Source organism: Sphingomonas trueperi, from assembly GCF_040545665.1.
GTDB lineage: Bacteria > Pseudomonadota > Alphaproteobacteria > Sphingomonadales > Sphingomonadaceae > Sphingomonas > Sphingomonas trueperi_B.
On record NZ_JBEPMH010000006.1, the window covers coordinates 343,684 to 362,355 of the forward strand.

Consider the following 18,672-nt stretch of genomic DNA (forward strand, 5'->3'; position numbering starts at 1 on the left):
GCAGAAATTGCCGGGTGACGGTTCTATAATAGAGGGAAATCGGACGTGCGGACGCCGCGGCCGATAAATCGGAAGGTCCAGGGTTATTATGTCGGCCGAGATCGTCGAGGATAAGAGCGCGCAGGATGCCCCGGCGCCCAACAAGAAGAAGAAGCTGATCATCATCGGCGCCGCCACCGTGGCCGCGCTGACGCTGGGCGGTGGCGGTGCCGCCTTCTTCATGGGGGGCAAGAGCGCGGCCAAGACCGAGGCGCATGGCGAGGAAGCCGCCGCCGCGGACGAAGGCCATGGTGAAGGCGACGCCAAGGAAGGCGAAGGCGGCAAGGAAGGCGAAGGCAAGGGCAAGTTCGTCGACGTCCCCACCGTCTCGGTCAACCTGCGCTCGCCCGACGGCGCCCCGCGCTTCCTCAAGCTGCACCTGATGCTGGTGCCCGGCCCCAAGACGACCGACGCGGCGCTCAAGGACAAGCTGCCGGTGGTGCTCGACGCCTATCAGCCCTTCCTGCGCGAACTGCGCCCCGAGGATCTCGGCGGTTCGGCGGCAGTGTACCGGCTGAAGGAAGAGCTGATGGTGCGCGCCACTCGCGTGCTCGGCCCCGGCATGGTCAAGGAAGTTCTCATTCAGGACCTGATCCAGCAATGATCGATCTAGACGATTTCGACCTTCCGGATCCCCCCGCCGCGCCGATGGGCGGCGACGATATCCGCTTCGACCAGGCGGACATCGACGCGCTGTTCGGCGGCAGCGAACCGGTTCTGAAAAAGAAGGGCCTGCGCGCTGTTCTGGAATCGAAGGTCATCAGCCACGAACGGCTGCCGATGCTGGAAGTGGTGTGCGACCGCGTGGTCCGCTCCTTCGCCAGCTCGATGCGCAACATGACGTCGGACGCGATCGACGTGAGCCTCGAGGAAGTGACCTCGGCCCGCTTCGGCGAGTTCATGAACCGCGTGCTGCTGCCGGCAATGGTGGGCGTGTTCAAGATCGCGGAATGGGAAAGCTACGGCCTGATCACGGTCGAATCCGGCCTGATCTATTCGGTGGTCGACGCGCTGCTCGGCGGCCGCGGCAGCAACACGCCGAACGTGATCGACGGCCGCGGTTTCACGCCGATCGAGACCTCGCTGGTCTCGCGCGTGCTCGAAACCGCGCTGCGCGACTTCGCCGACGCGTTCGAGCCGATCGAGCCGGTGAACATGCGGCTGGAGCGCATCGAGACCAACCCGCGCTTCGCCGCGATCGCCGCCACCTCGAACATCTGCGCCATCGCCACCTTCCGGGTGGACATGGACGGCCGCGGCGGCTGCATCACGCTGGTGTTTCCATACGCCACGCTCGAGCCGGTGCGGCACAAGCTGCTCCAGCGCTTCATGGGCGAGAAGAGCGGCCGCGACAGCATCTGGGAGGCGCACATGGCCTCCGAGATCCGCAAGACCAACGTGACCGTCAACGTGCTGCTCGGCGAAAAGGCGCTGCCGCTCTCCGACCTGGAAGAGCTGCAGGTCGGCCAGACCATCGCCTTCGACAAGAGTCCCGACGACGCGCTCGACATGGCCTGCGGCGACATCAAGCTCGCCCAGGCCCAGATCGGCCAGCGCAGCGGCCGCGTCGCCGTGCGCCTGGTCAACGACGTTTCCCGCACGAGGAAGAAAGTATCATGAGTATCGCGCTTTTCGCCAATGTACTGACGATCATCCTGTGCGTGGCCGTGCTCGTGCAGAGCATGCGCATGATGCGCAGCCTGCGCGCCGTGAAAGAGGGTGCCCTTACCGATGTGGTGAAGGCGCTGGATCATGCGACGGTACAAGCCCGTTCGGTGCTTTCCGACATGAAAGCGACGCTCGGCACCGATTGCGCGCGCCATGCGCGGCTGGTGGAGCAGGCCCGCGACCTGCGCGACGAGCTTTCGGACATGATCGGCATCGCCGACAGCGCCTGCGAGCGCATCGTCTCGGCGGTGAGCCTGGCCAATGCGCTGCGCGTCGCCGGCGAGGAGGCCGCCGCCCAGGAAGCGGAAGCCGAAGCCTCAGCCGACGAAACGCCTGCCACGCGAGAGGCCGCATAATGGCGCGTCCCTCCCTGCTGCTGCTGATGGCGGCGGCCTCCGCGATCGCTGCGGTGGCCAATGCCGCCAGCATCGCCACCGGCGATCAGGACGGCACCAACAAGACCCGGCTGGGCAATTCGATCGAGCGCGACCTGAGCGCGCGCGACCAGGAAGCTGCCAAGCGCCAACGCGCGCTTGACCTGCGCGAGCGGGCGGCCAAGGCCGCCGAGCAGCGGCTGGCACAGAGCGTCGAGGCGCAGCAGAAGGACGCGACGGCGGGAACGCCGGGCGCGCCCGGCACCCCCTTGCCCGCCGAGGCGCAGTTCGACGAACTCGCCCGCATCTACCAGGCGATGAAGCCCGCCAAGGCAGCGGCGGTGTTCGAACAGCTCGACATGGAAGTGCAGATGAAGGTGGCGCAGCGCATGCGCCCTGCCTCCACTGCGGCGATCCTCGCGGCGATGTCGCCCAAGGGCGCGGCGTCGCTCAGCATGGCGCTGGCGCGCAAGAGCGCGGCGAAACCGATGGCGGCTCCGGCCGCGGCACAGGCGGGTCCGGCCGTTGCCGGCCCCACCGGCCCGGCGCGCAAGCCGGGCTGAGGCTCTACCCTCTCAATGCAATAACGCCGTCGGCCCGGCTAGAACCGGAACGACGGCGTTTTCGTATAGGCAGCAGGCGGCAGGAAGCGTCCGCCCTGCGGAATCAGTTCTGCGAGGCGCCCACTTCGACGATCAGCACGCGGCCGAGGTCCGGCGCAACGGTCTTGAGCGCGCCGGTGAGCGTTTTGTCGAGATCGGCGACGTTCACCGCGCGCAGCGCCGAGGCGTCGAGTCGCGCGAATTCCACGCCGCCGGCAATCGCCGCCATGCGCAGGTTGGGCATCGCCGCGGTCAGCTTTTCGGCAGTCGCGGCGTCGTGCACTTCGAGCACCAGCTGGAAGTTGAGCGTGCCGGCAACGCGATCCGAATCGACGATCGGCACTGCGATCGGCTCCATCTTCACCAAATGCAGCCCCTCGCCTTCGCCACCGCCGCCCGAGGCCAGCGCACGCCCCGCCGGCAGCGGCGAAACCGCAATTGCCATCAGTCCGAGCATCGCCAGCGTCTGCTTGCCGAGCACCAAATTTCTCCTGCTAATCGTATGGGTGCAGCGGCCGCTGCGGCCACGCACGTCCTATAAATAAGGGACAAGCACTTAACGGATTACAAATGAGCCACGATCAACGCCCCGCCCGGATGCGCGTCGTCGCCGATGCGGGCGCCCGCGGCAATGCCGTCGACACCAGCGAGACGCAGAACGGCCATGCCGGGCCGGCGGAAGCCGCCGCCGCGGGCGGACTGCCGATCGTGCCTGCCATAATCTTCATCATCGCCTGCATCATCGGCGGCGCGGTCGTCACCTATCTCATGGCCGGAGCCCATTGATGCGCCGTTTGCTGATCGTCGCCCTGCTCGCGAGTACCGCCGCCGCCCCGCCCAGCGATCCCGCGCACGCGCCGGCCGAGCATGGTGCCGCCCCCGCGGCCCCCGCGGCCGAGGCCCCCGCGCCGGCAGCGCCTGCAGCCGGCCGCCCGGTGCTGCCGCCCTTCGCTGCCACCCTCGCGCAGATGCCGATCGTCACCGACAGCCGCGACTGGCCCGAGCTGAGCGAAGAAGCGGCGTGGGACGAGATCATCCATGCCAAGCCCGAAACCCGCCAGCTCGCCCGCTGGCATTATGTCGGCTCGCTGATCCGCCGCGGCATGGGTGCCGAGGCGCTGGGCGTGCTGGAGACGATGGAGGCCGACGACGAGGATCTCGCCCTCGTCGCGCCGTTCCAACTCGCCACCGGCGCCGCGCTGGTGATGATCGGCCATAACCGCGACGCGGTGGAAGCGCTGTCGCTGCCCGAACTCGAAGGCAATGCCGAAGCCTGCGCCTGGCGGGTCCGCGCGCTGGCCGGCACCGGCGATGCCAAGGCCGCCGCCCGCCAGATCAATTGCGCCGTCCCCGCGATCAACGGCCGCACGCCGCAGGAGCGCAAGCCCTTCACCCTCGCCGCCGCCCGCGGTGCAATCGCGATTGGCCAGGGCCAGCCGGCGATTGCCTGGCTCAAGCTGTTCGGCGAACAGGATCCGCAGGCCAATCTGCTGCGCGGCAAGGCGCTGCTCGCCTCGGGCGACCCGGCCGAGGGGCTGTTCCGCCTCTCGCGGGCCGAACTGAGCGGTTCGCCCGAGATCCAGGCGGAGGCCAAACTCGCGCATATCGAAGGCGATCTGAAGCTCCACCGCATCGATCCGGCCGAAGGCGTCAAGCAACTCGAGGCGCTGCGCTATGCCTGGCGCGGCGACGAGATCGAGGCGGGCGCGCTCCGCCTCGAATATCAGCTGGCGCTGGAAACCAACAATCGCCGCGCCGCGCTGCGCAGCGCCGCCACGCTGTTCCGATTCTATCGTCCGGACGGCGATTCCGGCCCGATGCTCAAGCAGATCCAGACCTGGCTCGCCGAGATGCTCGCGCCCGACAGCGGTACGCCGCTGCCCGAGGCCGCCGGCCTCTACTGGGATTACAAGGAACTGGGGCCCGCCGGTGCCGAAGGCGACGCGCTCGCGCTGCGCCTCGCTCAGCGGCTGCAGGACGCCGGGCTCTATCCGCGCGCGGCCGAGCTGCTCCAGTACCAGCTGATGCAGCGCCGGCAGGACGTGGCGCAGGGCCCGCTCTCGGTGAAGGTGGCGTCGCTGTTCATCCTCTCCGGCGATCCGGTGAAGGCGCTCGACACGCTCCATGCCACCGAGCAGGCGAGCTATTCCGACGCGATGCGCTTCGATCGCAAGCGGATCGAGGCGGTGGCGCTGTACAAGCTGGGCCGCGAGGACGCGGCGATGGCCGCGCTGGACGGCGTGCCAGGCGGCAGCGGCGTGCGCAGCGAGATCCACTGGCGCACGCGCAACTGGGGCTCGTTCATCACCGAGAACGAGGCCACCCTGCCCGCCCCCGGCGCGATGTCCCCGCCCAATCAAGCAATCGTGCTCCGCCAGGCGGTGGCGCTGGCGATGCTCAACCAGGAAGCCAAGCTGCAGGCGCTCCGCGCGCGCTACGGCGCCGCGTTCAAGGCGCTGCCGAGCGCCCAGGCGTTCGACCTGCTGACCCAGCCCTCGCCGACCGTCGACCCGGCGCGGATCAGCGCGGCGATGGCGGCGATCCCCGAAGCGAGCCCGACGGGCGCGATCGGGGATCTGATGGACGCGACGACCTCGACTACAGGCTGAAGCGCAGCGTCGCGCGCAGGTCGCGGCCTGCGAGCGGCGCATAGTCCTTCAGATAGCTGCTCGCGCGGCGCGCCTCGACGTCGAACAAGTTGTTGGCGGACAGCGTCAGCGTGGTCCCCGGCATGGTCGGGAACGGCTTCAGGCTGAGCGTCGCGTTGACCATGGTATAGGGCGCGGTCCGGGTCTCGAACGCGGCGGTGCGGTTCTGCACGAAGACATGCTCGGCCTCGACCCGGCCGGTGATCCGCTCCGACTGCGCCTCGATACCACCCAGCACGCGCGGCGCCGGGATGCGCGGCGCGGGCCCCTCGTCAACGATGTTGGCATGGACGTAATCGCCCAGCGCATCGAGGTTGACGGTATAGTCGCCGAGTTGCGCCAGCCGCACCGATCCTTCCGCCTCGAAGCCATAGTAACGCGCGTCGCGCTGGGTGAACTGGAAGCAGGGCAGGTCGACGGTGCGTCCGCTAGGCGCGGCCGCCGCCTCGCAGACCGCCTGCGGCGCCTGGTTGTCGCTGATATAGTTGGAGAACCAGTTGTAATAGGCCGAAGCGTCGAAGCTGTAGCCTTCGCCATGCGCGTGCAGCGTCGCTTCCAGCCCCCAGCTCTTCTCCAGCCGGAAATCGGGGCTGCCCAGCTCATAGGCCTCGGTGCCGGCATGCGCGCCGTTGGCGAACAGTTCCTCGGCCGAAGGCGCGCGTTCGGTGTGCGACAGGTTCAGGCCGATCCGCACGTCGCGGCTGACGCCGTAGGAGGCGCCGACCGAGCCCGACAGCGCCTGGAAGCTGCGCTTGCCGTTGAAGAAGCGGGTATCGTCCAGCACCGGATTGGCGGAGAGGTCAGTGAACTCGTAGCGCAGACCCGCCTCGGCCTTGAACGCGCCCATGTCGAGCTGCTGGAGCGTGAACAGGCCGGTCTGCTGGGTCTTGTTCTTGGGGAGGAAGGCCTCGTCGCCCTGCACATCGAAGTCGCGGGCGAAATATTGCACGCCGCTCGCGCCTTTCCAGGCGCCGTGATCGGCCTGGACCAGTTCGAGCCGGCCCTCCAGCCCCTTGTTGTAGAAGGCGGTGCCGACGCCGCCATCGGGCTCCAGCTCGAAATGGCGATAGGCGGCATAACCCGCGCGCAGCCGCACCTTCTGGAGGAAGCCGCCGCCGGTTTCCGCCTCGGCGCGCAGATCGAGCCGGTTCTGGACGACGCTCAGCCGCGGGGCTTCCTGCCCCTCGCCGGGCTGGGTCGCGAAGCGGATCGGCACGCCGTAGAGGCTGTCATAATGGCTGTAGGCGATGCCGAGCGTACCGGTGTCGGTGATGATCGCCGCACCCGCACCGGCCGTCCAGGTCTTGGCGGCGCTGTTGGGCAGGCGGTTCTTCACCGCGGCATTGGCGGCGAAGTCGATCGGCTCTTCCGCATCCGGATCGGCGGGCAACGCGGCGCTCGCCAACGCCTGGCGACGCTTTTCGGCGGTGAGCGCATAGCTGCCAATCTTCAGGTCGCTGGTCTTGGCATAGGAACCGTCGGCGTGGAGCACGAGATGGCTGCCGATGGCGACATCCCCCGCCCCGCCGACCGAACGCTCCTCCGCGGCCGAGCCATAGGTGCCGATGCCGCTCAGCCGATAGCCCTTTTCCGGCACGCTGCGCGGGATGCGACTGTCGATCACATTGACCACGCCGCCCATCGCCGAGGAGCCGAACAGCAGCGCCGAGGGCCCGCGAAGCACCTCGACGCGCTCGGCGAGCAGCGGATCGATGATCACCGCATGGTCGGCCGAGGTGTTCGACACGTCGATCGAGCCGATCCCGTCGGTCAGCACGCGCACCCGCTCGCCCTGGAAGCCGCGCAGGATCGGCCGCGAGGCGTTCGGCCCGAACGAACTGGCCGACACGCCCGGCTGGCGCGCCAGCGTCTCGCCGATCGTCGGTCGCAGGTTGCGGGTCAGTTCCTCGCCGGTGACGACCGACGTGCCGGACAGCACGTCGGCCTCGCTCTGCCGATAGGGCGCGGTGACGATGATCGCCGGCGGCTGCTGCGCGGCCTGGTCCTTCGCCTGCTCGGTCTCGGTGGGTGCTGGCGTTGCACGATCGGGATCCGCGAACGCCGAAACCGGCAACAGCACGAGCGAGGAGGACAGGAGAAGGACGCGACGCATCAAGATTCCACTTTCTGAAGGGAGCGTTACGCGGGGATGTATCGGGGATGATATATGGTATCAAGGAAAAATATGGTGCGCTGCCGCGGATTTGCACGAAGGGGGCGGTCGGGTTGCCAATATGGGCCGGGCACGTCTCCAGCATCGGCAACCAAGAGATGCCGAGCGCCACGGCTTTAATCTTTCGAGAGCTTTCGGTGGTGGGTCCGCCGGGATTCGAACCCGGGACCTCTCGATTAAAAGTCGCTTGCTCTACCGACTGAGCTACGGACCCACATCCCGCCACCTAGGCGCAGGGGCGCCGCCGGTCAACCGCGTGCAGCAACGGAAGCGTCGTGCGCCCCGTCACCGGATCGCGCCACTGCGGCGCCACCTCCGCCAGCGGCGCCAGCACGAAGCGACGCGCGCGATAGTGCGGATGCGGGATCGTCAGCGTTCGGCTGGCCCAGCAGCCGCCCGACCACAGCAGGATGTCGAGGTCGATCACCCGCGCCCCCCAGCGTTGCCCGCGGCGCCGGCCGAAGGCGCGCTCGATTCCCTTCAGCCGGCGCAGCAATGCCTCGGGCTTCTCGGCGGTCTCGATCTCGGCTACGGCATTGGCGAAGCGGCGGATCGAGGGCCCCAGCGGGGGCGTTTCATGGATGCGGGACACGGCGAGGACGCCGCCGATCGCCGCCAGCGCCGCCCGCACCTCGGCGCGCGGCCCGCCGTGGCGGCCGCGGCGGTTCGATCCCAGGGCGATGATGTAGCTTGTTACCGGCACACCCCCGCGCCTATCGCGGCTGCATGTCCACGCCAAGCCTAGAACCCGATCGCGACTGCCCGCTTTGTCCCCGCCTCGTGGCACTGCGCACCCAGTTGCGCGCCGAGCAGCCCGAATGGTGGAACGCGCCGGTGCCGATGCTCGGCGATCCGGACGCACCCATCGCGATCGTTGGTCTGGCGCCCGGGCGGACGGGAGCGAACCGCACCGGCCGCGCCTTTACCGGCGACGATTCGGGCATGCTGCTTTTCGCGGTGCTGGAGAAGCTGGGGCTGGCGCAAGCGGGCGAACCCAAGGGGGTGCAGATCCTCAACGCGGTGCGCTGCCTGCCGCCGGAGAACCGCCCTACCCCGGCCGAGATCCACGCCTGCCGGCCATTCCTCGCCGGACAGCTGCGCGCGCCGGTCGTCGTCGCGCTGGGCGAGATCGCGCACCAGTCGGCGGTGAAGGCGCTGGGCGGCAAGCTGCCCAAGGCCCGCTTCGCACACGGCGCAGAGCACCGCCTGCCGAAAGGGCAGACGGTGCTCGATAGCTATCACGTGTCGCGGTACAATCAGAGCATCGGCCGGCTGACCGAACCGATGCTGATCGCAGTGTTCGAGCGCGCGATCGCGCTCAGAGATACTTGACCAGGCTCAGGCTGGAGAGCTGCGAGAACACCGAATAGCTCGCCTCGAGCACGGTCTTCTGCTGCGACAAATCGATCGCGACCTGGCCGAGATCGGCGTCCTCATTGTCCTCGATCACCTGCTGCAGCAGCAGCGAGCGATCTTCGCCGCGCTTGGTCAGGTCCTCGATCTGGCTCTGCTTGCGGCCATTGTCGGCATTGACGGCGCTGAGCTGCTTGAGGCCCGAATCCATCTTGGTGACGACGCCCTGCAGCGCGGTCACCTGCGCGTCGGTGAGCTTGTCGCCGATCGGGCCGATCTGCGCCATCGCGCGATAGGCGTCGTACAGACCGGAGCCGAACGAGCTGGCGTTGACGCCATATTGCACGTCCAGCCCATCGGCGACGCGGGCGGTGGCGAGCACATTGTCGTCATGGAAGGCCTGGGACGCCGGTACCGTCGCCGCATCGGCGAGCGTCGCGACCGAGAAGGGCGCGCCGTCGGTCTGCGATCCGCCGAACAGCGGCACGCCGCCTTCGCTCGCGTTCAGCGACGAACGCATCTGGGAGAAAGCGCTTTCCATTGCCTGCTGCAGACCCGCCGACTGGCCGGTGCCGATCGCCGTCAGGATCTGCTTGCGCAGGTCGGTATTGGCGGTCTGCACGCCTTCGATATGGCCCTGGTACAGCGACATGGTGGTGCCGACGCGCTTGGCGACGTTGGACTGCGCCTTTTGCTGCTCGAGCAGCGTGTGCGCCGACAGGTTGCGCACTGCCTCGGTGCCCAGCGAGGCGAAATCCGTCGCCTTCTTGCCGGTCGACAGCTGCTTCTGCGTGATCGCGAGCTTTTCCTGTGCGCTCGAGATGGCGCTGGCCATGGTGCGCTGGAGCGGAATGGTGGCAACACGGGTCATGGGTCAGCTCCCCTTAACGGACCATCTGGAGAAGAGTGTCGTACATCTGCGACGCGGTGCTCATCACCCGTGCCGAGGCCGAATAGCTGTTCTGCAGGACGACCATCTGCGACAGTTCCTCATCGATATTGACGCCCGAATAGCTGTCGCGGCGGTTGACCGCGTCGGACTTGCGCGCGTCGGCATCGTTGAAGCGGTTCTGCGCCTGGCTGGCTTCCAGGCCCGCGCGGCCGAGCAGTGCCGTGGAGAATCGGCCGACGGTGACAACACCGTCCTTGCCCAGGTCGATCGCGCTCGCCAGCTTGTCGGCAAAGGCGGTGGCGCCGCGGGTATCGCCGGCACCGATTGCCTTGCTGCCCACCGCCGCGCTGGTATCGACGCGTGCCAACGGCAGCTTCGTGGGGCTGTTGGCGATGTCAGTGCGGACCTTGGCGACATCCAGGCCGCTGTTGATGCCGCTCAGGCCCGACAGCGACGAGAAGCTCCGCCCGCTGCCGAGGCGATCGGTGGAATCCGATGCCATGGTCAGCGTGGCGCCGGACAGGCCGCTCGCCGGATCGAAGCGAACGCGGCCGCGGCTGTCGAGCGAGAAGGAACCGAACTTGCCCAGGTCGCTGCCGTTGAGCTCGGTGATGATGTCGCCCATCGTGCCGCCGGTGGTCGGCTGCAGGGTGTAGCTGGTCAGCGCCAGGCCCGAGGAGTCGCGCAGGATCACCTGTGCGGTCTGGCCGGTGGTGAAGCCGTGCGGGTCCGAAGCAGTGAAGCCGGTCGGCACCAGGGTGCTGCTGCCGCTCTGGATCAGGTCGTTCATGCCGAAATATTGCGACACGCCGATCCCGGCGCGGCTGCTCGGCGTGGTGGCCGATTGCGAGATCGCCACGCCATTGCCCGCGCCCGCGGCGGTGAAGCTCAGCACGCCGTTGGTGAAGCTGGCGGTCGCCGCACCGCCCAGACCGGCGTTGATCGCATTGACCATGTCGTTGACGGTGGCGCCCGGCCCGAGCGCGTCGAAGTCGATCTCGGTCTTGGCGACCATCGTGCCGGACGAGCTCGCGACCGAAAAGGTCGCCTTGCCGGTGAAGCCCAGCCGATCGGTGCCGACCAGGCCGCTCTGCCGGCCGGTGAGGCTGGCGGGCGGCGGCACGGTGGTGCCTTCGTTGGAAACCGCGTTGAGCGCTTCGGACAGGCCGCTGAACGTGACGCCCAGCTGTTCGGAGAAGGACGGCAGCGCGCGGTCGCGCAGGTCGAGCAGGCCGCCCAGCTTGCCACCGACGGCCGCCGAATCGAGCTTCTCGCCGGTCAGCGCGCCCTGATTGCCGTTCTTGTCGGAGAAGCGGATCGAAATGTCGGGATAGGTTGCTTGGGCGTTGCCGACGCCGCTGCCCTTGTTCGGATAGTCGAGCTGGCGCAGCCGCGAATCGAGCAGCATCTGACCCGAAGTGGTCTCGATGATCACCCGGCCATCCGGCTGGTCGCGGACGTTGACCGAGAGCATGCCGCTCAGTTCTTCGATCGCGCTCATCCGCTGGTCGGCGGCGCCGCTGGCGTTGCGGCCTAGCCCCGTCGCCTGCGACACGGTGCCGTTCAGATCATAGATGCGCTGGAGCAGCGAGTTGATTTTGTCGATCGAATTGCTGACTTCGGATTCGACATCGCTGCGCAGCCCTTCGACGTCCTTGGTGATCTGCTGCATCGACGAGATCGCGTCCGAGACGTTGCCGATGAACACGGCGCTAGTCTGGGCGGAGGATTGCGAGCCCGTCATCGCGATCGCCGAGGCATTGATCGCGTCGAGGCGCGCCGGCAGGCCGGACTTGGAACCGGGTTCCCCGAGCAGCGACTGGAGACGATCGAGGTAGCTGGATTGCACCTCGGCCTTCCCATAGTCGCCGGCCCGGCGATAGACGGTCGCTTCCAGGAAGCGATCGGCCACGCGCTCGAACTCGCCGACGTTCACACCGGTGACGGTGCCGCCCATCACCGAGGTCGAGAGATTGACCTTTTCGCGGGCATAGCCGGTGACGCCGACATTGGCGATGTTGTTCGATACCGCCTTCAATCCGGCCTGGGCAGCAGCCAGGCCGGAAGCGGCGGTTCCTAGGATATCGTTCAGCGCCATGTCGTGCGTCCCCCGGCCTCAGTACTCGTCAGCGCTTCAGATCGCTGACTTCGCGCAGCATGTCGTCGACGGTCGTGATGATCTTCGACGATGCGCTGTAGGCGCGCTGGAACCGGATCATGTTGGTGAACTCGCCCGCCAGGTCGACCGTGGAGGCCTCCAGCGTGTTCGACGAGATCTTGCCCGCGCCGAGCTGGCCCGGCGGGTTCATCGTCATCGAGCCCGAGGCTCGGGTCGACGAATAGGCGTTGCCGGAAAGGCGGGTAAGGCCGTTCGGGTTCGGGAAGGTCGCGATCGGCAGCTGGAACACCTGGCGGCTCGAGCCGTCGTCGAAGATCGCGCTGACGATGCCTTCCTTCGAGACTTCGGTCGCCGCGATGTTGCCGAGCACGCCGCCATTGGTGCCGCCCGAGACCAGCGACGAAGGCTGGCCGAACTGGGTGAGCCCGTTGGTGGCGCCGTTCTTGCCCAGGTCCAGGTTGATCGGAACCGAGCTGGCGCCATTGGTGTAGTTGACGGTCAGCGGATCGAACAGGCCGGCGGTTGACGTCGTCGTGTTCAGGCTGCCGTCACCGTTGAACGCGACGGTGCCGCTGCGCACCAGGCCGCCGACGGCCGGCGCGCCGACGTCGGACGCCGGGTTCATGTACGTTTCCATCGCCCACTGGTTGGAACCAGTCTTGAGGAACGACATCTTCATTTCGTGGCTGCCGCCCTGCGAGTCATAGACCGTGAAGGAGCGGGTGAAGTTCGGCGTGACCGCGCCGCTTGCCATCGAGCCGGCGGTGTAGGCGGGCGTGCCGGCATAGGCAGTGGCGTCCGACTGCAGGTTGATATGCGCCTGCAGCTTGTTGGTCGGCGCCGCGGTGCCGACCAGGTCGGTCAGGCGGACCGGGGTCAGCGTGTCGAGATTGCCGGTGTTGGTGTAGCCGCCGGTCGCGTCGAGGCGCCAGCCATAGAGATACAGGCCGGAGGAATTGCGCAGATAGCCTTCCTCGTCCGGCTTGAACGAGCCCGCGCGGGTATAGGCGACCGGGTCGTTCGCGTTCAGGCCATTGCGGGTGATGAAGAACCCGCCGCCGTCGATCGCGAGATCGGTGCTGCTGCCGGAGGCCTGGAGCAGGCCCTGCTTGGAAACCTGTGCGAGCGGCGCGGCCGCGACACCACCTGCCGAGTAGCTCGCCGAGGTGCGACCATCGGTCACCAGCGTGCGGAACTGGGCTTCGACGCCCTTATAGGCGACGGTGTTGATGTTGGTGATGTTGTCGGCGACGGTGGCCATGGCACTCGACTGCGCGCTCAGCCCGGAAACGCCAGCGTAAAGAGCGGAATAGAGGCTCAAGATCAAAACTCCTCGAATGCCCGCGCGATCCCCACGCCGGCGACATCCTCATTGTAGAGGGCTGGCGGCCCCACCCAAATCAAAGGGGCGATTTTGCCGGTTACGGTTGTAAGGCGGCAAAATTTGCCGGGTGTTTGCCCATTTGCGCACCGAACGCGCCTATAAGTTGAAGAACGCTTATCGAAAGGCCTGTGCCATGCTTCGCATTACGCTCCGGGACGGTGAGAAGGCTATCGTCAACGGCGCGGTGCTGCGCGCCGTCGGCCGGACCCAGATCGTCGTCGAGAATATGGTATCGATCCTGCGCGGCCGCGAAGTGATGCGGCCCGAGGAAGCGACCACCCCTGCCCGCCAGCTCTATTTCGCGACGATGCTCGCCTATATCGACGAGGCCGGGCGCAACGCGCACCAGGATGCGGTGGTCCAGCTGCTCAGCCTGCTGCTCGCCAGCCTGGCCACCGCCGAGGCGCGCGAGCTGTGCATCCGCTTCGCCAACGATCTCGCCCAGAGCGAATATTACAAGGCGCTCGCCGCCGCCCGCGAGCTGATCGCCATGGAAGACGCCGCCGCGGCCGACACCGCCACGACGCAGGCCGCCTGAAGGAGCCCGCGCGATGCAGACGCTCGCCAGTGCCGCCCGCGCCATCAAGGAGATGGTCCCCGACCGTCGCTTCGGGCGCGTGGTGGCGGTGCGCGGCGCGCTCATCGAAGTCGAGGGGTTGACCGGCGTCGCCCAGATCGGCAGCCGCGTCGAGATCCAGTCCCCCAGCGGCAAGGTGGAAGCCGAAGTCACCGCGCTCGATCGCGGCGTCGCCTTGTGCCTGCCCTTTGTCGACCCGCAGGGCGTGGGCCTGGGCGCGGTCGCCGAGCTCGGCGCCGGCCAGTTCACCGTCCGCCCCTCCAAGGCCTGGCTCGGCCGCATGATCAACGGCCTCGGCCGCCCGGTCGACGGGCTCGGCCCGCTGGTCAACGGCGCCGACCCGCAGCCGATCAAGGCCTCGCCGCCCGCCGCCGCCGGCCGCTCGCGCGTCGCCGAGCGGATCGAGACCGGGGTGCGCTGCCTCGACACCTTCGTGCCGCTCTGCCGCGGCCAGCGGCTCGGCCTGTTCGCCGGCTCGGGCGTCGGCAAGTCGGTCCTGCTCTCGATGCTCGCGCGCTGGACGCAGTGCGACGTCGCGGTGATCGGCCTGATCGGCGAACGCGGCCGCGAAGTGCAGGAATTCATCGAGGACGATCTGGGGCCCGAAGGCATGGCCCGCTCGGTCGTCGTCGTCGCCACCTCGGACGAGCCGGCGCTGATGCGCCGCCAGGCCGCCTGGACCACCCTCGCCGTCGCCGAGCATTTCCGCGACCAGGGCCTCAACGTGCTGTGCCTGATGGACTCGGTCACCCGCTTCGCGATGGCGCAGCGCGAGATCGGCCTCGCCTCGGGCGAGCCGCCGGCGACCAAGGGCTATACCCCCACCGTCTTCGCCGAGCTGCCGCGCCTGCTGGAACGCGCCGGTCCCGGCGCACCGGGCGCGGGCATGATCACCGGGCTGTTCACCGTCCTCGTCGACGGCGACGACCATAACGAGCCGGTCGCCGATGCGGTGCGCGGCATCCTCGACGGCCACGTCGTGATGCGCCGCGCGATCGCCGAGCGCGGCCGCTATCCGGCGATCGACATCCTCAAGTCGGTCTCGCGCACCCTGCCCCATTGCCTGGAGCATGAGCAGAACGAGACCCGCCTCGCCGCGCGCAAGCTGCTGTCGACCTATGCCGACATGGAGGAGATGGTGCGGCTGGGCGCGTACAAGGCAGGCTCCTCGCCGGACGTCGACCGCGCGGTCGCGCTGGCGCCGCGCATCGAGGCGCTGCTCAACCAGGGCAAGAACGACCAGGGCCATGCCGAGGCGGCGTTCGCCGAGCTCGCCGCGATCCTGTCCGGCGAAGCGTCGGGCGATCCCGATCACGGCCATGACGTGGGTCTCGCCGCGTGAAGACACCCTTCGATACCGCGCTGCGCATGCAGCAGCGCACCGTCGACGACCTCAAGGTCAAGATCGGCGCCGCGATCGAGCGCATCGCCGAACTGGAGCAGCAGGGCCGCGACCTCGTCGCACGCGTCCGTGAGGAGCGCGTGCTGGCGCACGCCCTGCCCTTTGCCTCGGACGCATGGCTCGCCACCGCCAAGCACGCCCAGGCGCGGATCGCCGAGGAAGTGACCGCCGAGCAGGCCCGCCTGCTCAACCTGCGGGAACTGGCGCGCGAGGCCTATGGCACCTTCCGCGCGATCGAAAGCGCCGCAGAACGCTTCCGCGCCGATGCCGAGCGCGAAGCCGAAGCCGCCGAACAGGCGGCGATCGATGACATTGCCGCGGCGCGCTTCCTGCGCGAGCGCAAGCGGATGCTGGTGAAGGCCGCATGATCCACCGTACCGACCTTGCCGCGCTCACGCCGGCGCAGCGCGCCAACGTGATCTACGCGCAGGCCCAGTCCGAACTCTCGACCCGGCTGTGGCGCGCCGCGATCGGCGATGGCGACCGCGACAACGACAAGACCCGCTCGCCGCTGGGCGGTGGATCGGACATGGCGATGGATTCGCTGCTGGAGCTGCTCGGCACCCAGGCGCCAAAATCGGCCAAGGGCAAGTGCAAGTGCCAGTGTTCCTGCTCGTGCCATGACGATGAGGACGCGCCCGACGACATCGCCGCGCTCGCCAAGCGTGCCCTGACCGGCGCGCATGCGGCCGCCGCAGTGGACCGCGGCACCCTGCCCGGCACGGGTTCGATCGTCAGTGCGCTTTCCACGGGCGGATCTGCCAAGGGCGGCGAGGCCACGGGCCCGCTCGCGCTCGGCAGCAACGCCCGCTACGCCGACACCCTCGCCGCCGCCGAGGCGCGCAGCGGCATCCCTCGCTCGGCGATCGCCGCGATCGTCGATGCCGAAGCCGGCAAGGGGCAGGACGGCAGCTGGAACCCGCTGTCGCGCAACCCGCGTTCGAGCGCGGCCGGGCTCGGCCAGTTCCTCAGCGGCACCTGGCAGACGCTCGCCGAACAGGGCGGTACCTGGCTGAACGATGTCGCCAAGGCACGCGGCTGGCTTACCGAGAAGGGCAAGGTAGATCCGGCGCGCCGCAGCGAACTGCTCGCGCTCCGCTACGATCCGCAGGCGTCGATCCTGAGCGTCGCTGACATGGCGAAGAACAATCTGCAACATTTCGAATCGGCGGGCCTCAACGTGCGCGCCGATTCGGAAACCCTCGCCAAGGCGGCCTATCTCGGCCACCATTTGGGGCTGGGTGATGCAAAGAAGTTTCTTGCCGGCAATATTGATGCAGAGCGTGCCCGCACGTTACTTGCCGCCCAGGTGGGCGGAACGGCGGCCGATCAGCGCATCGCCCATGCCGGCGATGCCACCCGTGCCCATCGGCAATGGTTACTCGATTTCATCGATCGCCACGTCCAGCCGGACAAATTCGCCTCGTAAAACCGCCACTTAGGCCGTTTTCGCAGTCGTTAGCGAACCCGCTAAACAGCGGTTAACCATCATTTTTTCAGGCACTTGGCTCGCCAAGCGAATCGGCGTTGCTATAAAGATTGGGAGTGCGTGTGCGGGAAACTACCTAAGCCCCGGATTAGCACTCCTTTAAAGGTTTCAGACGAAATGTGTCTCCTGTCGACGGCGCCGAAACGATCGGACCGGCGCTGAACCAGGGGAATACAGATGTCGAAGATCACGATCGCTCTCGAGGCCGCAGTCCAAACCGTCATCGAGAACTCGCCGAAGGACGGCAAGCAGACCAACCGTCAGCGCGCTGAAATCGATCGCGCCTTTGCCCGCATCCTGAAGCTGATCGCCCCCCGCATCCGTCACTTCATCCGCCAGTACGGCCTGACCGCGCACTGGGACGACGCCGAGCAGTGCTGCGCCATTGCCGTGCACCGCGCCATCCAGGCCTATGAGCCGGAAAAGGCCCAGTTCACCACCTTCGTCAACTGGCAGATCCGCGGTGAGCTGCAGAGCCTGCGCTTCCGCCTGATGACCGATCAGCGCCCCTCGGCGAAGAAGGTTGAAGCCACCACCGTGTCGCTCTCCGCCATGGTCAGCTCCGCCGATGGCGACGAAATGTCGCCCGAAGCGATGATCGAGGACGAGGACGCGCTGGAGCGCACCGAGAGCGCCGCGTCGGACTATCTCGCCGATGGCGCGATTGCCTCGCTGATCGAGGCCTATGTCGATCACCTCCGCAAGGTGGGCATCGAGCAGCTCCGCCGCCGTCCCCGCCCGAAGCGGGAAGAAGCAGCCCTTCGCCGCGAAGGCCCGCGTCTCCGCACCGCCACCCACGGCATCGATCCGGCCGAGCTGGAGAAGCTGGAAGCCAAGCTGGAGCGCGATCGTGAGATCGTCGCCCGCCGCGTGTTCCAGACCGCCACGCTCGACGACCTGTCGATGGAGACCGGCGTGACCAAGGAACGCGTCCGCCAGATCACCAAGCGCGCCGCCAAGGTGATCGCCGAGATCGCCGCCGCCGATCCGCGCTTCTCGGTGATGGCCGAATATGGCGAGCCCGCCACCGCCAAGCGCCGCCAGCCGGCCGCTGCCCGCAACGCCACGCCGATCCTGCCGGACGCCAGCCAGCCGCACAACCTGCTGTCCAGCGTCGTCGCGATCGACGCCGCGAGCATCGAAACGGTGGTTGCCGCCGAGGCGAACCGCGAGACCGTGGAAGCGATTGCGATCGCCGCCGCCCCGCTTGCGAACCGCGCAGCACTGCATTGATGCCCGATCGGGGCAAAAGCGTCCTATAAGGGAAGGGTAACCTTCCTCCGGAACGACCAATGCCCCGAAACCCCCAGACGATCGGCCGAGGTGCGATGCAGATGCTACCCCGGTCGAACTACAAGCTGACCGAACTGGCCGAGGAAATGGTGCGCTGCGCGCAGCCGTTGCTCCCGGCCGGCGGTCGGCTTTTTCTGGGTCTGCAGCAGGAAACCGATGGCTCGCTGCGGATGATCTGGTGGCGCGGCGACGATTTCCGCCTGGTCGCCGAGATCGACGCCACCCCCGAGGGCTTCTGCCCCGAGGATAGCGACGAAGGCGCGCTGCAGGACGCGGCCGCTGCCTGCATCACCTACCTCTCCGGCCGCTGGCCCACCCCGCCCCGCCGGCTGGGCGTGATTACCGACGGCATCGGTGTCGCCTTCTCGCCCGCCCGCCCCGCCGTCGCCGAGCCCGGCTGGCTGATGGACCATGCCGGCGGCAAGGCCGCGCTCACCGCGATCCTGCCGCTCGACGGCGAAGGCCCTTGCGCGCTGCTATGCGCGCCCCCGGAGACGGCTTCGTTTCATTGAGCGTTTGATCCTCCCCTGGGGGCAACTGTGATGGTCACTCGAGCGCGATAGGCTGCCTTTTACGGATCATGGCGTTGAGGATGACGAGAAGTTGTCTGGCGACAGCGATGAGGATGGTCTTGGGTGATTTGCCCTTGGCACGCATCC

19 protein-coding genes and 1 tRNA gene are annotated in these 18,672 nt (G+C 67.8%); 13 read left to right on the plus strand and 7 right to left on the minus strand.

Annotated features, from left to right (window positions below; translation table 11 throughout):
- The first annotated feature begins 88 nt into the window (after nt 1–88).
- The 4 genes from ABIC65_RS19200 to ABIC65_RS19215 are packed head-to-tail and all read left to right on the plus strand — an operon-like array spanning nt 89 to nt 2,644.
- Complete coding sequence (locus tag ABIC65_RS19200; RefSeq protein ID WP_354310848.1) at nt 89–643, plus strand: flagellar basal body-associated FliL family protein; 555 nt, start codon at nt 89–91, stop codon at nt 641–643.
- Nucleotides 640–1,659 carry a flagellar motor switch protein FliM gene (gene fliM, locus ABIC65_RS19205; RefSeq protein WP_354310849.1) on the plus strand — a complete coding sequence of 340 codons (1,020 nt, stop codon included), beginning with the start codon at nt 640–642 and terminating at the stop codon, nt 1,657–1,659. Before ABIC65_RS19200 ends, fliM begins: the two co-directional genes overlap by 4 nt.
- Nucleotides 1,656–2,063 carry a DUF6468 domain-containing protein gene (locus ABIC65_RS19210; protein WP_354310850.1) on the plus strand — a complete coding sequence of 136 codons (408 nt, stop codon included), beginning with the start codon at nt 1,656–1,658 and terminating at the stop codon, nt 2,061–2,063. The genes fliM and ABIC65_RS19210 overlap by 4 nt, the downstream gene beginning before the upstream one ends.
- Nucleotides 2,063–2,644 (plus strand): MotE family protein, encoded by a 582-nt coding sequence (locus tag ABIC65_RS19215; RefSeq protein ID WP_354310852.1) that lies wholly within the window; start codon nt 2,063–2,065, stop codon nt 2,642–2,644. Before ABIC65_RS19210 ends, ABIC65_RS19215 begins: the two co-directional genes overlap by 1 nt.
- 103 nt (nt 2,645–2,747) lie before the next feature.
- On the opposite strand, the gene ABIC65_RS19220 is transcribed toward ABIC65_RS19215, so the two are convergent.
- Complete coding sequence (locus ABIC65_RS19220; RefSeq protein ID WP_354310854.1) at nt 2,748–3,164, minus strand: hypothetical protein; 417 nt, start codon at nt 3,162–3,164, stop codon at nt 2,748–2,750.
- A gap of 89 nt (nt 3,165–3,253) precedes the next feature.
- Between ABIC65_RS19220 and ABIC65_RS19225 the strand changes: the two genes are divergently transcribed.
- Together ABIC65_RS19225 and ABIC65_RS19230 are read left to right on the plus strand one after the other, a co-directional pair.
- The gene (locus tag ABIC65_RS19225; RefSeq protein ID WP_354310855.1) at nt 3,254–3,469 is read left to right on the plus strand and encodes a hypothetical protein; all 216 of its coding nucleotides are present in this window, start codon (nt 3,254–3,256) and stop codon (nt 3,467–3,469) included.
- Nucleotides 3,469–5,292, plus strand: a complete 1,824-nt coding sequence (locus ABIC65_RS19230; protein ID WP_354310856.1) for a hypothetical protein — start codon at nt 3,469–3,471, stop codon at nt 5,290–5,292. The genes ABIC65_RS19225 and ABIC65_RS19230 overlap by 1 nt, the downstream gene beginning before the upstream one ends.
- Here the strand turns inward: ABIC65_RS19230 and ABIC65_RS19235 are convergent.
- From ABIC65_RS19235 to folK, 3 genes are all read right to left on the minus strand, one after another.
- Nucleotides 5,282–7,444, minus strand: coding sequence for a TonB-dependent receptor (locus ABIC65_RS19235; RefSeq protein ID WP_354310857.1), 2,163 nt, complete (start codon nt 7,442–7,444; stop codon nt 5,282–5,284). The genes ABIC65_RS19230 and ABIC65_RS19235 overlap by 11 nt on opposite strands.
- 198 nt (nt 7,445–7,642) lie before the next feature.
- Nucleotides 7,643–7,718 (minus strand) — tRNA-Lys (locus ABIC65_RS19240).
- A gap of 12 nt (nt 7,719–7,730) precedes the next feature.
- Nucleotides 7,731–8,207, minus strand: coding sequence for a 2-amino-4-hydroxy-6-hydroxymethyldihydropteridine diphosphokinase (gene folK, locus ABIC65_RS19245; protein ID WP_354310858.1), 477 nt, complete (start codon nt 8,205–8,207; stop codon nt 7,731–7,733).
- A gap of 23 nt (nt 8,208–8,230) precedes the next feature.
- Here folK and ABIC65_RS19250 point away from each other — a divergent pair, with 23 nt between their 5' ends.
- Complete coding sequence (locus ABIC65_RS19250; RefSeq protein ID WP_354310859.1) at nt 8,231–8,836, plus strand: uracil-DNA glycosylase; 606 nt, start codon at nt 8,231–8,233, stop codon at nt 8,834–8,836.
- Here the strand turns inward: ABIC65_RS19250 and ABIC65_RS19255 are convergent.
- The 3 genes from ABIC65_RS19255 to ABIC65_RS19265 are packed head-to-tail and all read right to left on the minus strand — an operon-like array spanning nt 8,823 to nt 13,189.
- On the minus strand, nt 8,823–9,728 hold the full coding sequence (locus ABIC65_RS19255; RefSeq protein WP_354310860.1) for a flagellin: 906 nt from the start codon (nt 9,726–9,728) through the stop codon (nt 8,823–8,825). The genes ABIC65_RS19250 and ABIC65_RS19255 overlap by 14 nt on opposite strands.
- A gap of 13 nt (nt 9,729–9,741) precedes the next feature.
- On the minus strand, nt 9,742–11,847 hold the full coding sequence (gene flgK, locus ABIC65_RS19260) for a flagellar hook-associated protein FlgK (protein WP_354310861.1): 2,106 nt from the start codon (nt 11,845–11,847) through the stop codon (nt 9,742–9,744).
- Nucleotides 11,848–11,875: 28 nt separating this feature from the next.
- Complete coding sequence (locus ABIC65_RS19265; protein ID WP_354310862.1) at nt 11,876–13,189, minus strand: flagellar hook protein FlgE; 1,314 nt, start codon at nt 13,187–13,189, stop codon at nt 11,876–11,878.
- 196 nt (nt 13,190–13,385) lie between these two features.
- Between ABIC65_RS19265 and ABIC65_RS19270 the strand changes: the two genes are divergently transcribed.
- From ABIC65_RS19270 to ABIC65_RS19295, 6 genes are all read left to right on the plus strand, one after another.
- Nucleotides 13,386–13,790 (plus strand): flagellar biosynthesis repressor FlbT, encoded by a 405-nt coding sequence (locus ABIC65_RS19270; protein WP_354310863.1) that lies wholly within the window; start codon nt 13,386–13,388, stop codon nt 13,788–13,790.
- 13 nt (nt 13,791–13,803) lie between these two features.
- Nucleotides 13,804–15,171, plus strand: coding sequence for a flagellar protein export ATPase FliI (fliI, locus tag ABIC65_RS19275; protein ID WP_354310864.1), 1,368 nt, complete (start codon nt 13,804–13,806; stop codon nt 15,169–15,171).
- Nucleotides 15,168–15,599 carry a hypothetical protein gene (locus ABIC65_RS19280; protein WP_354310865.1) on the plus strand — a complete coding sequence of 144 codons (432 nt, stop codon included), beginning with the start codon at nt 15,168–15,170 and terminating at the stop codon, nt 15,597–15,599. The genes fliI and ABIC65_RS19280 overlap by 4 nt, the downstream gene beginning before the upstream one ends.
- Nucleotides 15,596–16,660, plus strand: coding sequence for a peptidoglycan-binding protein (locus ABIC65_RS19285; RefSeq protein WP_354310866.1), 1,065 nt, complete (start codon nt 15,596–15,598; stop codon nt 16,658–16,660). The genes ABIC65_RS19280 and ABIC65_RS19285 overlap by 4 nt, the downstream gene beginning before the upstream one ends.
- Nucleotides 16,661–16,897: 237 nt before the next feature.
- On the plus strand, nt 16,898–17,953 hold the full coding sequence (locus ABIC65_RS19290; protein WP_354310867.1) for a sigma factor-like helix-turn-helix DNA-binding protein: 1,056 nt from the start codon (nt 16,898–16,900) through the stop codon (nt 17,951–17,953).
- A gap of 95 nt (nt 17,954–18,048) precedes the next feature.
- Nucleotides 18,049–18,525: a hypothetical protein gene (locus ABIC65_RS19295; protein WP_354310868.1), complete on the plus strand. Its 477-nt coding sequence runs from the start codon at nt 18,049–18,051 to the stop codon at nt 18,523–18,525.
- The last annotated feature ends 147 nt before the right edge of the window (nt 18,526–18,672 follow it).

Excerpts from the sequence above, each read along its gene's own strand:
- fliM (WP_354310849.1), top strand. The coding sequence starts at position 640 with ATGATCGATCTAGACGATTTCGACCTTCCGGATCCCCCCGCCGCGCCG.
- ABIC65_RS19230 (WP_354310856.1), top strand. The coding sequence starts at position 3,469 with ATGCGCCGTTTGCTGATCGTCGCCCTGCTCGCGAGTACCGCCGCCGCC.
- ABIC65_RS19225 (WP_354310855.1), top strand. The coding sequence starts at position 3,254 with ATGAGCCACGATCAACGCCCCGCCCGGATGCGCGTCGTCGCCGATGCG.
- ABIC65_RS19270 (WP_354310863.1), top strand. The coding sequence starts at position 13,386 with ATGCTTCGCATTACGCTCCGGGACGGTGAGAAGGCTATCGTCAACGGC.
- ABIC65_RS19255 (WP_354310860.1), bottom strand. The coding sequence starts at position 9,728 with ATGACCCGTGTTGCCACCATTCCGCTCCAGCGCACCATGGCCAGCGCC.
- ABIC65_RS19250 (WP_354310859.1), top strand. The coding sequence starts at position 8,231 with ATGTCCACGCCAAGCCTAGAACCCGATCGCGACTGCCCGCTTTGTCCC.
- ABIC65_RS19295 (WP_354310868.1), top strand. The coding sequence starts at position 18,049 with ATGCAGATGCTACCCCGGTCGAACTACAAGCTGACCGAACTGGCCGAG.
- ABIC65_RS19290 (WP_354310867.1), top strand. The coding sequence starts at position 16,898 with ATGTCGAAGATCACGATCGCTCTCGAGGCCGCAGTCCAAACCGTCATC.
- flgK (WP_354310861.1), bottom strand. The coding sequence starts at position 11,847 with ATGGCGCTGAACGATATCCTAGGAACCGCCGCTTCCGGCCTGGCTGCT.
- ABIC65_RS19215 (WP_354310852.1), top strand. The coding sequence starts at position 2,063 with ATGGCGCGTCCCTCCCTGCTGCTGCTGATGGCGGCGGCCTCCGCGATC.
- ABIC65_RS19235 (WP_354310857.1), bottom strand. The coding sequence starts at position 7,444 with ATGCGTCGCGTCCTTCTCCTGTCCTCCTCGCTCGTGCTGTTGCCGGTT.
- ABIC65_RS19200 (WP_354310848.1), top strand. The coding sequence starts at position 89 with ATGTCGGCCGAGATCGTCGAGGATAAGAGCGCGCAGGATGCCCCGGCG.
- ABIC65_RS19285 (WP_354310866.1), top strand. The coding sequence starts at position 15,596 with ATGATCCACCGTACCGACCTTGCCGCGCTCACGCCGGCGCAGCGCGCC.
- ABIC65_RS19210 (WP_354310850.1), top strand. The coding sequence starts at position 1,656 with ATGAGTATCGCGCTTTTCGCCAATGTACTGACGATCATCCTGTGCGTG.
- fliI (WP_354310864.1), top strand. The coding sequence starts at position 13,804 with ATGCAGACGCTCGCCAGTGCCGCCCGCGCCATCAAGGAGATGGTCCCC.